Annotated in this window: 10 protein-coding genes and 1 pseudogene; 10 read left to right on the plus strand and 1 reads right to left on the minus strand. The window is 39.1% G+C overall.

What is annotated here, in order from left to right:
* The first annotated feature begins 95 nt into the window (after positions 1-95).
* A complete protein-coding gene (locus tag V7149_RS13155) occupies positions 96-677 on the plus strand; it encodes a competence protein ComK (protein WP_335346084.1) in 582 nt (193 codons plus the stop codon).
* 29 nt (positions 678-706) lie between these two features.
* Here the strand turns inward: V7149_RS13155 and V7149_RS13160 are convergent, their stop codons facing one another.
* Positions 707-1,102, minus strand: coding sequence for a hypothetical protein (locus tag V7149_RS13160; protein ID WP_335346085.1), 396 nt, complete (start codon positions 1,100-1,102; stop codon positions 707-709).
* Positions 1,103-1,385: 283 nt separating this feature from the next.
* Between V7149_RS13160 and V7149_RS13165 the strand changes: the two genes are divergently transcribed.
* The 9 genes and pseudogenes from V7149_RS13165 to V7149_RS13205 form a co-directional block, all read left to right on the plus strand.
* On the plus strand, positions 1,386-3,374 hold the full coding sequence (locus V7149_RS13165; protein ID WP_335346086.1) for a S9 family peptidase: 1,989 nt from the start codon (positions 1,386-1,388) through the stop codon (positions 3,372-3,374).
* A gap of 166 nt (positions 3,375-3,540) precedes the next feature.
* The gene (locus tag V7149_RS13170) at positions 3,541-4,476 is read left to right on the plus strand and encodes an LCP family protein (protein WP_335346087.1); all 936 of its coding nucleotides are present in this window, start codon (positions 3,541-3,543) and stop codon (positions 4,474-4,476) included.
* Between the two features lie 100 nt (positions 4,477-4,576).
* The gene (locus tag V7149_RS13175; protein WP_335346088.1) at positions 4,577-5,197 is read left to right on the plus strand and encodes a TVP38/TMEM64 family protein; all 621 of its coding nucleotides are present in this window, start codon (positions 4,577-4,579) and stop codon (positions 5,195-5,197) included.
* A gap of 22 nt (positions 5,198-5,219) precedes the next feature.
* On the plus strand, positions 5,220-5,774 hold the full coding sequence (gene lepB, locus V7149_RS13180) for a signal peptidase I (protein WP_335346089.1): 555 nt from the start codon (positions 5,220-5,222) through the stop codon (positions 5,772-5,774).
* Positions 5,775-5,923: 149 nt separating this feature from the next.
* Positions 5,924-9,181 carry a BTAD domain-containing putative transcriptional regulator gene (locus V7149_RS13185; protein WP_335346090.1) on the plus strand — a complete coding sequence of 1,086 codons (3,258 nt, stop codon included), beginning with the start codon at positions 5,924-5,926 and terminating at the stop codon, positions 9,179-9,181.
* A gap of 372 nt (positions 9,182-9,553) precedes the next feature.
* Positions 9,554-10,822 (plus strand): substrate-binding domain-containing protein, encoded by a 1,269-nt coding sequence (locus V7149_RS13190; protein ID WP_438824114.1) that lies wholly within the window; start codon positions 9,554-9,556, stop codon positions 10,820-10,822.
* 97 nt (positions 10,823-10,919) lie between these two features.
* Positions 10,920-11,693, plus strand: coding sequence for an ABC transporter ATP-binding protein (locus tag V7149_RS13195; protein ID WP_335346092.1), 774 nt, complete (start codon positions 10,920-10,922; stop codon positions 11,691-11,693).
* Entirely contained in the window at positions 11,671-12,378 is a 708-nt protein-coding gene (locus V7149_RS13200) for an ABC transporter ATP-binding protein (protein WP_335346093.1), read from the plus strand. Before V7149_RS13195 ends, V7149_RS13200 begins: the two co-directional genes overlap by 23 nt.
* 17 nt (positions 12,379-12,395) lie before the next feature.
* Positions 12,396-13,208: pseudogene (locus tag V7149_RS13205) on the plus strand (branched-chain amino acid ABC transporter permease); the annotation flags it as partial.

The following is a 13,208-nucleotide window of genomic DNA, read 5'->3' on the forward strand; positions in this document are numbered from 1 at the left end:
ATTATGAACAATTTAAGAACTTTTTGAAGAAAGTGAGTTTATTTGGTAATAATCTGGTATGGTTGATGGAATATAACTTTTGAGGAGATGAGGTAATGGTAAAAATAATAACTCCCCCTTTGATTGAAGAATATGAAATTAATCCAGACACAATGATTATTATGCCTTTAACATATGGCAGCAAAGTTTACTCGCAAATTTGGGAGCTGGAGGATGAATATGTTTCCCCATTTAAACCTATTGATATAATAAAGAAAGGGTGTATTTCCTTCGGGAGCAGTTATGAGGGCAGGAAAGAGGCGACTAAACAACTTACAGGAATTACCCACAAAGCACCCATCACAGTAGACTCCACAAACTCCATTTATTTTTTTCCAACGACATCTCCGACTAACTCTCAATGCATATGGATATCTCAAGAGCATGTCCTTTTACACCGCCGTGAAGACGCAGCCAATACAAAAATTTTATTTAACAATAAAAGAACTTTGACTTTACCGGTTTCCTACAACTCCATTAATAATCAAATACTACGAACGGCTTTGTTGAAAACTACGCTTAGCAGAAGGATCGAAAATTTAGAGCGAAAGGACTGGTATTTCATTAGCGGAAGAAGAAATCTAAATGCTTCCGAGCATACTGGCAAGTATAGTGCAGGAGAAAAGGAGTACAAATAATTAGTGAGGGTGATCTTAGGGGATATTCCCTATGAGTACCCCACTTTTTTTTCACTCTGTAATTCGTGAAGGTGACGCCGATATAAATAAAATTCTAATAACTCCTGAACTCTATTACGAATACGGGGATTAAAATAATTATGCTGTTCTTCATAGCCCTTATATAGAAACATGAACATCGTAAACGCCTCATCCCGCTTCAGCTGTTCAACCTTCAGTTTATTTTTATACATATATTGTTTTACTTCTTTCAATTCCTTTTGAATAACTTTCATGGTCTCCTCAATTAAATTTAGATATGGCTGTTTAAGCTTAAAAGGGCTCTTATTAATAACGTTAAGATCCCGATTTAAAACCGTTAGTACCATCGGCAAATAAATAGCCTGCTCAATAATATTTCGATCCTCCTCAGGAATTCTTGTCATTATGCATGCCTCCCTTAGTTATACAAAAAATAAAATTTATACGAATAGGAACGTGTGTTCTGTAATTATTTTATATTTAAATATCATAATTTGCAAGTGCCTTACTTTGTCGAATATCTATACTCAGCATTTCCCAAAAATTTTAAAAAACGATCTTATCTTCAAAATAAAAAAAGAAGGGAAAATATTTCTAGTGTCGAAATAAAAAGGAGCTATATAAATGGCTAGCTCCAGAGCCCAGTGCATACGGTGCTTTACCCTAAACTAATAGGAGGGAAAAGGAATGAAGGAAAAAAGAACGATTACCCCAGAGGATCTGTATAAGCTCAAATCTGTATCAGATCCTCAGCTTGCAGCAAATGGGGAGGATTGTTTATTTGTAGAAACACAAATGCTTGAGAAGGAAAATAAATATTGCTCCAATTTGTTTTACATAAACACGAAAGAAAAGAATAAGCCTGTTCAATGGACATTTGGGGAAAACAGAAATTCCTCCCCACGCTGGTCTCCGGATGGAACGCAAATTGCTTTTGTTTCGGACCGGAGCGGAAAAGGACAAATTTATGTCATGGATGCTAAAGGAGGGGAGGCACGCCAGCTAACGAAATGTCCAAATGGAGCATCGAATCCGGTATGGTCTCCTGATGGCACTAGAATTGCCTTTAATGCAGCGCTCAAAAAAGATGAATCGGTCACTTCAGCTGAAAAGAAAGAAAAGAAGGAAGACCAACCCCCTGTTCCGCTTGAAGTTGAAAAAATGAAATACAAATCAGATGCCTCAGGATTTTGGGACGGAAAATATACTCATATCGCTTTTGTTGAAGTGGAAAATGGAAAGATCGAGCTGCTTACATCTGAAGAAAATGATTTTCAGCTTCATAGCTGGTCTCCTTGTGGAAAAAAACTAGCTATCACAGCAGATTTAAGTGAGGAAAAGGACACATCCTTTATAAATGATGTTTTTTTTATTGATATTGAAACAAAGAAGCTCCAGAAAATCACAAGTGGAACCGGAAGCTTCGGCCATGTTACATGGTCACCTAACGGAAAGTATCTTGGTATGTTTGGACACGAAAAAGAATTCAAAAATGCCACGCTATCAAAGATTTGGATTTACGAAACAGAAATGGAGAAGCTTCATTGCCTGACTGCTGATTCAGACTTATTAGTTGGCGATTATGCAATTGGTGATTTCCAACAGGGTGCTGTCACCCCGGGAATTTTGTGGGGTGAGGATAATCACAGCTTCTATTTCCTAGCAACAGACCATGGCAATACAGTTGTTTACTATGGAACTATAGATGGAGAACTTTATCCGGCTCTTTTGGATCGCCAGCATGTATACGGACTTACAACCGGCGGGAAAATTGATCGGGCGGTTGTTGCTATTAGTAGACCAGCAAAGCCAGGAGATCTGCATTTCCTTAATGTGTCAACAGGTGAGTTGGAGCAGCTGACAAATGTGAATGAAGAATTCCTTAATGGCATTGACCTTGCAGAAGCAGAGCCATTCGAGTTTCAATCTTCGGATAACTGGAATTTACATGGCTGGATGATGAAGCCGGTGAACTTTAAGGAAGGAGAGAAATACCCGCTTATTCTCGAAATTCATGGTGGACCTCATGCGATGTATGCCAATACATATTTTCATGAATTTCAAAGTCTTGCGGCACAAGGATTTGCCGTCTTATTTATCAATCCTCGCGGAAGCCATGGCTATGGACAGACTTTCGTTGACGCTGTAAGAGGGGATTATGGCGGAAAAGATTATGAGGATATTATGGATGCGGTCGATCATGTGTTAGTTTCCTTTGATTTTATTGACAGTGATCGTTTAGGGGTCACAGGCGGAAGTTACGGAGGATTTATGACCAACTGGATTGTCGGGCACACAAACCGTTTTAAAGCAGCAGTAACCCAGCGTTCAATTTCAAACTGGATTAGCTTTTACGGAGTCAGTGATATTGGCTATTATTTCACTGATTGGCAAATCAAAAGCGGTCTTCATGATGTGACAACATTGTGGAAGCATTCTCCGCTTGCCTATGTCGACAATATTGAAACACCGCTGCTAATTCTTCATAGCGAGAAGGATTTCAGATGCCCAATCGAACAGGCTGAACAATTATTTATTGCATTAAAGGATCGTAAAAAACCAACAAAGTTTATTCGCTTTCCGGAAGCTAATCATGAGCTTTCAAGAAGCGGCAAGCCGAACTTAAGAATTAGCCGTTTAAACTATATTATCGGATGGTTTAAAGACTATTTATAGGATACTAGATTCAAAGCCGCAAGCCTAAAGCAGGTTTGTGGTTTTTATTTTTTAAGAATAACGAAATACAATAAATACCAGCCTAAAATAAGAAACTTTTTAACTATGAAAGCAGTCTTATATGTTTGAAAGTAAATAACCTAAATTAAAAGGAAGGACTAGTAAAATGAGATCAGATCGATACCAACAGAAAAAACAAAAAAAGAAGAAGTGGAAATCAATTGTCCTCATTCTTTTTCTAATATGTTTCGGACTTATTGGCTATTCCTATTTTCAATATAAACAAGGGGTTTCACAATCCTTAAAGAAGGCAAACATAGAAACGAAGGAGTTTGAATTTCACGGAGACAAGGATCAGTATGGCGGCACAAATATTCTTCTTCTTGGCAGTGATGCACGCGGAAATGAAAAATCTAGAGCAGACACCATTATGATTGCTCAATACCATCCGGATAAAGGCACATATAAAGTCATTTCTATTATGAGAGATAGTTATGTAAATATTCCAGGGTATGGAAAACACAAGATTAATGCTGCTTTGGCTTTTGGAGGTCCGGAATTATTAAGAAAAACGATTAAGGAAAACTTTGATATAGACATTAAATATTACTCTATTGTTGACTTTAATGGTTTCGTTCATCTAATTGATGAAGCATTTCCACAAGGTGTAGAAATTGAGGTAGAGAAAGCAATGTCAGCCTATATCGGAGTAAATTTACAACCAGGATTACAACGGCTTGATGGCAAGCATTTACTTGGCTATGTCCGATTCCGCCATGATGCGGTTGGTGACTTCGGCAGGGTTGAAAGACAGCAAAAGGTAATTAAGGAAGTCGGGTCACAATTAAAGAGCATTCAAACAATTGCGAAGCTGCCAAAATTAGTCGGTGTGATGACACCGTTTGTGAATACAAACATGGATACAACTGATATTCTTTATATAGGCAAGGATTTTATTTCAAAAGACATTCAGGATATTGGGACTTTACGAATTCCTGTAGATGGTTCTTACAGCAATCAAAGAGTTAGCGGTTCTGGATCTGTTCTAGCAATAGATCTTGAAAGAAATAAGCAGGCAATTCACGAATTTTTGGCAAAATAACATTCTTTTTCCCAAAAATGGGTGTACAATTAAATAGAAAGAGGTAAAAATATATACGATTACACACAACAACAGCTCGAAAGTAACAAGGAGACATTAAATGGAGTTAGAATGGCTTAAAGACTGGTTTACACTTGAACATATAATGGAATTAATAGATAAATATCGTTCCTTTGGCCCGCTTCCAGGTATTTTGTTGCCCATGCTCGAAGCCTTCTTGCCATTTCTTCCGTTATTTTTATTTGTAATGGCGAATGCAAATGCTTTTGGTTTATGGCTAGGCTTCCTATTTTCATGGATTGGGGCAACAATAGGAGCGTTGTTAGTTTTCATATTAGTGCGGAAGTATGGACAGCGCCGGGTGCTGAGGATGCTTAAAAGGCATTCGCAAGTCCAAAAGCTTATGGCCTGGGTGGAAAGACATGGATTTGGTCCATTATTTATTCTTTTATGCTTCCCTTTCACGCCTTCAGCGGTAGTAAATATTGTTGCAGGTCTATCAAAAATTAGCATCGCTCAATATATGCTTGCGGTCTTAACAGGAAAGCTCGTCATGATATTTACGATCAGCTTTATTGGATCTGATATTAAATCACTGGTCACACAGCCGATTCGGTCTGCGATTGTAGGAGTTATTATCTTTATCCTTTGGTATGTTGGAAAAAGAATTGAAATAAAAATGAATTTAAAGATGGAAAGGGAAAGGGATTATCAAGAGTAAAGGCTGGAAGGGAGGAGAAAAGATGAATGAGGGAATAAAAAAGGAAGGAATTGAGTGGATAAAGGCATTTGCTATCGGAATTATTATTTTTGCTTTTATACGAACCTTTTTCTTTTCTAATTATATAGTTGAAGGCGAATCCATGATGCCGACCCTTGAAAATGGCAATAAATTAATTGTCAACAAGATTGGAACTCAGATTGGTGAGTTGCACCGGTTTGATGTCATTGTCTTTCACCATAGCAAGGAAGAAGATTTTGTGAAAAGGGTTATTGGTTTGCCGGGAGATAAGATTGAATACCATAATGATGAGCTCTATATTAATGGAGAAAAAGTATATGAACCATACCTCGAAAAGTTTCGAAAAGAGGCAATTGGAAGTATGCTGACTGGAGATTTCACTTTAATGGAAGTTACTGGTACTGAGACGGTCCCAGAAGGAAAGATTTTTGTTCTAGGAGATAACCGTGCAAAAAGCTGGGATAGCCGTCATTATGGATTAATATCTGTTGATCAAGTAGTCGGAAAAGTAAACCTTAGATATTGGCCGATTGATGAAATGGATATTTCCTTTTAAACTGCAAGTTCATATTTTCTAGCTGGACTCGAAAACTCGAGTCCTTTTTTTGAAGGAAAATGTCTGCTCTATAGCGAAGTTAAAATAAATAATATTTTTTTAGAAAAAGTAATCGGAAAATTAAGAATTTTGGAAGCGAGGGAAGTAATTTGTTCAAATCTATGCCTATTATCAGAACGAAGCTTCTCGTTCCAGATGTTAAAATAGAATCCATTAGAAGAGCAGCCTTAACGAAAAAAATGAAATCAATTTCGCGTTATCCTTTGACCATTATTCATTCGGGAGCAGGCTACGGGAAAAGTACGGCACTGGCACTTTTTGTTAACGATGAGAAAAAAGACTGCAGCTGGTATTCAATTTCCGCTGCTGATGATGATATTCTTCCTTTTCTGTCCTATTTAATTTCCTCGATTCAATTTTCTTTTCCAGAGTTCGGCAAGAACCTCGCTTTCATGATGAAGGATATGGACAGGTATATTAGAGATGAAGAAATCAATATGCTTAGTTCCCTATTTATTAACGAACTGCTATCTATCGAAAAAGAACTATTTATCATTTTAGATGATTTTCATCAAATTGAACAATCATATACAATCAATCGGTGGATGGAAAAATTGCTTGATCACATTCCTTCGAATATTCATTTTATTATTTCCAGCAGAAGCCGTCCCATGTGGAAACAGCTGACGAAAATGAAGGTATGTAATCAGTTAATGGAAATCACGAAAGACGATCTCATCATGACAATGGATGAGGCAGAGCTTCTGCTAAATGACTATTATGATATAAATGTTAACGAAGAGGAATTAGCACAAATTTATGCGTTAACTGAGGGATGGGTCATTGCCATTGGGATGATTGCACAGCAAATTCCGGAAAACGGTGATTTTTCGAACTTACATTCAAAATCATCACAATCTCTCCAAGATTTATTTCAATATTTGGCTTTGGAGGTTTTTGCGAAACAGCCGCCAATTATCCAGCAATTCTTAGAACAGACGTGTATTTTCGATGAACTAAGTGAAGAGATTTGTGACTCTGTATTAGGCATAACGGGTTCATCCTCAATCCTTAATCAAATTATTGAAAGGAATTTGTTTATTTATCGTATCGGAGAAAAGCAATTTAAATATCACGCATTATTTAAAGAGTTTTTAGAGAATCAATTAAAGGTAAAGGATCCAGAAACTTTTCGGTCTATGCATGAGAGAACCGCCCGTTTTTTTGAACGAAAAAAACAGTGGGAGGAGGCCTTGCTGCATTATGAGAAAATCCAGTATAGCGATGCCGTTGCTTCAGTCTTAAATGAAGTTGGCTTTAGGATGCTAGAGAACGGGAAGCTTGAAAATCTCTATGACCGGCTCATGTTTATTTCAGATACGGAAAAAGACAAATTTTATCCCCTTTGGTTTTTGCAAGGGGAGGTTTTGCGGTATTGTTCCAAATACAACGAGGCAGAGGCATGTTATATCAAAGCTGCGCAAATGGCTGAAGAAAAAAATAATTTGCTCGAAAAAAGCCGAGCACTTGAAGGACAGGCAAAAATCTATCTAGACACGATTCAGCCGCATAAAGCCGAAAGAATTCTTTTTCAGGCAATTGAAATAAGAGAAAAATATGATATTCAGTCCAAGGATGAAACGGCCAAACTCTATCACCTTCTTGCAGAAAACTTGTTAAACTCCGGTCAGTATATGAAAGCAGAAAAATGGATCAAAAGAGCCGGCAATCTGAAGGGACCTCATTTTAATAACAGCCTTGAGGCGAGATTATATTTGCGAACTGGAAGATTCAGTAAATCTAGGAATATATTATTGAATGATAAAAAGAGAGAAGGCTCAGAAAAAACGCCCTTGCCGCAATCTCATCGGGAAACAGATATTCTTCTTTCTCTAATTGAGGGACTTACCGGAAACGGAAATCAAGCGAAGTCACTTGCACAGGAAGGGATTCAGCATGGAATAAGCATAAAAGCCCCTTACGTGGAGGCGTGTGGCTGGATGAGAATGGGTCATGCCATTCAAATTGTTAATGATTATGACCTAAGCTTAGCAGAGAAGTGCTATGAAACAGCACTTGAAATAATGACCCGGCTGCGAATCGAGAGAGGCAAGGCAGAGCCTCTTATGGGGCTTTGCTTACTATATGGGAGCAAAGGGGAATTCGAAAGAGCAATAGCAGCAGGTGATGCCGCCCTTGTCGAAACGGAAAATGTAAAGGATATTTGGTTATCGGCTCTTATTCAGCTTGCGATGGGTATATCAGCTGTTTACAGCAAGCATTATTCTTATGGATCTAAATATATTCAAAAGGCATCCAGCCATTTTAACGAGTGCGGAGATCAATATGGAAGCATGCTCTGCCTTTACTGGCAAACGTATATCTCCTTTAGCCAAAATGAACTTCCATCCCTTTTGGAACTGCTGCCCATTTTATTAAAAGAAGTGCAAACAGGAGAATATGAGTTTATTTTTAATAAAAGGACTATGTTTGGTCCAAGGGATTTGCAAATGTTTGCTCCTATTCTTATTGAGGCACAGAGACAAAAAGTCATGCCGCAATTGGTAGCAAGGCTGCTGCAGGAGATGAATTTATCAAAGGTTGACTTTCACCCTGGCTATACACTTAAAGTCAGTACTCTTGGAAGGTTTCAAATATGGCTAGGTGAAAAAGAGGTGGAAGAGAAGGATTGGCAGAGGGGAAAGGCTAAAGAATTACTGCAATTATTTATTACCCATCCTCATAAATTGATTCCAAAGGAGCAAATTTATCAGCTTCTATGGACGGATCAGGATGAAAAAAGCGCGGCACGAGATTTCAAAGTGGCATTAAATGCTCTTAATAACGTCCTTGAACCGAACCGGAAAGCAAGAAGAACACCCTTTTTTATCATGAGGGAAGGAGCAGCATACGGGTTAAATCCTCATGCCGTTCTTGAAGTCGATAGCCTGGTTTTTGAACATTGGGTGACAGCTGGTTTGGAAGAAAAGAAAACAGAAATGGCTATGAGTTATTTAGAAAAGGGACTTAAGATATACAGAGGAGACTATTTGCCAGAGCGCAGATTTGATGATTGGTGCCTGAATGAGAAAGAAAGATTATCCGTCTTTTTTATTAGGGCAGCGGAAAAGCTAGCTCAGCTTTATGTGAGAAGTGAGGAGTATGACAAAGCTATACATTGGTGCAGTAAAATACTAGAGAAGGACCGCACATGGGAGGAAGCCTATCGACTGACGATGTATTGCTATTACAGGAAAAACAACCGCCCCTTCGCACTTAAATGGTACCAAAAATGCTGTGAAATATTGGAGGAGGAGCTTGGCGTTCCCCCGCTTGATCCAACACGTCATATGTATGAAATGATTCTAGAATCAGGTAACACACTAAACTCAGTTAGGCAGCCATAAAGGCTGCCTTTTTCTGTACTCAATCGCTTCCGTTCTTCAGATGTCTAGCTCTGGCGCCTAGAGCATATGCTAGTCCTGAATACATTCAATAGACAATTCTATACTAGGTTTTCGTCACCGGTCTCTCCGAAACCCTTACATTGGACAATTCAATGTTAGGGCTTAAGTCTAGATTTCTCCAAAACCCTTACATTGAAAACTTTTATGTTAGGGTTTATACTCCTCACTTCCATAAACCCGTGCATTGGATTCTGAATAAGGAACTCTCTGCTTTTCTATTTCTGTAACTCATTTGTAACCACCTGAGTTTATGATGGTTTCAATGCTAGGTTTTTATTTTGAAAAGTAGAAGGGGGAAGGAAGATGACAGCAATGTCGCGTAAAATGGGCTTTATTTGCATGCTGATCCTAGTGATGCTATTCACTAGCGCCTGCAGCGGAACAGAGAAGACTGGAAACACTGGAAAAGAAAACACGAACACAAACACAATCACAAATAATAATAACACAAGCGAGCCTGAAGAAACGAAAAACAGTGAGCCAATCAAGATCGGTGTGCTCGCTTCACAGACAGGAGGCCTTGAATCCTATGGGAAGCAAACTTTACAAGGATTCGAACTAGGTCTTGATTACGCAACGAATGGCACGAGAGAGGTAGCAGGAAGAAAGATTGAAGTATTCATAGAAGATACGGAAACAAAACCTGAAGTAGCCGTTCAAAAGGCAACGAAGCTTCTTGAAGAAAATGGAGTGGATTTCTTAGTAGGGTCTTCGAGCTCAGGAGATACACTTGCTGTCCTCCCGCTTGCGGAAGAATATGAAAAGATAATGGTTGTTGAACCAGCAGTGGCAGACACGATTACTGGATCTGAATTTAATAAATATATTTTCCGGACAGCTCGTAACTCCTCCCAAGATGCGGTGGCAGGAGCAGCAGCGATTGCAGGAGATGGTGTTAAAATTGCAACTCTCGCACCAGATTATTCGTTCGGACGGGATGGGGTAGAAGCTTTTAAGGAAGCAGCAATTAAGCTTGGAGCGGAGATTGTTCATGAAGAGTATGCCGATCCCGCTGCTACAGATTTCACGTCAAATATTCAAAAAATCATTGATGCTAAACCAGATTATTTATTTGTTGTCTGGGCAGGTGCAAACTCCCCATGGAATCAAATCGCTGATATGAAGGTTCAGGAAAAAGGAATAAAGATTTCGACAGGGGCGCCAGATATTCCTGCTTTATCTACAATGGAGCCGCTGATTGGCATGGAAGGATTTACCGTATACTATCATGATTTGCCAACGAATGATATTAACAAATGGCTAGTAGAAGAACATAAAAAACGCTTTAACGGTGAAGTCCCTGACTTATTTACTCCAGGTGGAATGACCGCAGCTATCGCCATTGTCGAGGCATTGAAGAAAACAGAAGGAAAAGCAGATGCCGATACATTAATTGCAGCAATGGAAGGAATGAGCTTTGAAACGCCGAAAGGAAAGATGACTTTCCGTCCAGAAGATCATCAAGCACTACAAACGCTATATGCTATTAGGCTGGAGAAGAAGGATGGAGTCCCTTATCCGGTTCCAGTGTTAATTCGCGAACTAAGCCCTGAAGAAACAGAACCGCCAATCAGAAACTAAGAATGACGGGAGATTTCCCACAGAAACAATGAACTTCGGTGTTATACCGAGGTTCATTGTTTCTATAACTAATTAAAAAGCCAGGTGGTGAATGAGAGTGAAACCAATTATAGAGACAAAGGATTTATCCATTACATTTGGCGGCCATACGGCTGTGGACCGTGTAAGTATAGCAGTTCCTGAAAACCACTTTAAGTCTATTATTGGCCCCAATGGAGCTGGTAAAACAACTTTCTTTAATCTATTAAGCGGACAGCTAATGCCAACGGAGGGGCAGATTTTCTTCAGAGAAAAAGAGATTACTAAAATGTCAACGACAGAAAGAACACGTCTAGGAATTGGAAGGTCCTTTCAAATTACAAATGTTTTTCCTAATTTAACTGTTCTGGAGAATGTCAGGCTGGCAGTACAGTCCCAAGCGGGAACACGCCTTCAAATGCTTGCTCATTATCGGAAATATAAAGTTTTTGAGGAAAAGGCAGAAGAATGGCTAGAGCTCGTTCTTCTCCAAAATAAAAAAGAGATTTTAGCTAAAAACTTAGCCCATGGGGAAAAAAGAAAGCTGGAAATTGCCATGCTATTAGCCTTGAATACAGAGGTTCTTCTCCTTGACGAGCCGACAGCTGGAATGTCCGTTGAAGAGGTTCCTGCTATCTTGGAGGTTATTAAAAAAATAAAGCAAGGGAAGGATCGAACAATCATCTTAATTGAACACAAAATGGATATGATTCTGGATTTATCTGACACTGTCATGGTTCTATTCAATGGGAGATTACTAGCAGACGGAACTCCAGAGGAAATCATGAAAAACGAGACTGTTCAGTCCGCGTATTTAGGGGGTCTGTACGATGACAGTTCAATTAAAGCTTAATGACATTGAGACGCATATTGGACAATATCATATTTTGCAGGGAGTTTCATTTGAAGCGCGAAAAGGAGAAGTAACAGTACTGCTTGGGAGAAATGGTGCAGGAAAAACGACAACCCTAAGAACCATTATGGGGCTGAATCCTCCCTCAAAAGGGACGATTTTTTACAAAGGGGAAGGAATCGAAGGCTTGCCAACATACAGTGTGGCACAGAAAGGGATTGGGTACGTCCCTGAGGATCAAGGGATTTTTGCTGGATTGACGGTTGAGGAAAATATGAAGGTAGCAATGAAAAATGAAGATGATGAAACGAAGGCAAGGCTTGAATGGATATTAGGCTTATTCCCTGATTTAAAGACATTTTGGAAGAAGCAGGGAGGGCTTTTAAGTGGTGGGCAAAAACAAATGCTGTCTATTGCGAGAGCCTATATTAATGATAATGATTTGCTTTTAATAGACGAGCCAAGCAAGGGTCTGGCACCAATTGTAGTGGAAAAGGTGATGGAAACCATTCTGCAAATGAAGGAGCAGACAACCATTGTCCTCGTTGAACAAAATTTTATAATGGCCAGTACAATTGGCGATCAATTCTACATTATTGACGATGGCCGGACAGTGAGCGAAGGACATATGGCCCAGTTAAAAGAAGATGCAGACATGCGGAGAAAGTATTTAGGAATTGCGTAAAGAAAGGAGGAAAAGATGTGGATGTTTTAATCACTCTGACATTAAACGGATTAGCGACTGGAATGCTTATATTTCTGCTTGCCGCTGGTTTAACGTTAATTTTTGGTCTCATGGATGTATTAAACTTTGCTCATGGCGGGCTTTTTGCATGGGGAGCCTATAGCGGGACTTGGCTATATGCGACAACAGGCAGTTTCTTCATTGCGATTGCAGGAGCTATTGTTACAGGACTGATTCTCGGATTACTTACTGAAAGATGGATTATCAAACCGGTCTACGGAAATCATATTCAGCAAATTTTAATTACTCTTGGTCTCATGCTAGTCTTGTCCGAGTTATTAAAGGTTGTGTGGGGACCTAATCAATTATCTGCTGCACCACCCCCGTATTTAGCTGGAAGCTGGGAGATTGGAAACGTCATCATTATAAAATATCGAGTATTTATTATCGCCATTGGCTTGCTCGTGTTCGGAATTGTTCAATATATTTTGAAAAACACAAAAATTGGATTGATCGTAAGGGCTGGCGTCATGGATAAAGANNCATTAAGAGAGTGTTTATGTTTGTTTTTATGGTTGGTGCGGGAATGGCAGCTCTTGGAGGAGTTATGCTTGGTCCTTATTCGGGTGTCATCTACGCAGAGATGGGCCTCGAGTTTGCTATTTTAGCTTTCATTGTTGTTGTTATTGGAGGGATGGGTAGCTTTCCGGGCTCTATTTTAGCTGCCATATTAGTAGGCTTATCCGGATCATTTATGGCGTATTACGTTCCTTCACTTTCTTTAGCTGTCAATATGCTGTTAATGGCAATCGTATTAATTTTTAGACCAC

Source organism: Bacillus sp. JJ1503, assembly GCF_036965125.1.
In the GTDB taxonomy this organism is placed as follows: Bacteria; Bacillota; Bacilli; order Bacillales; family Cytobacillaceae; genus Cytobacillus.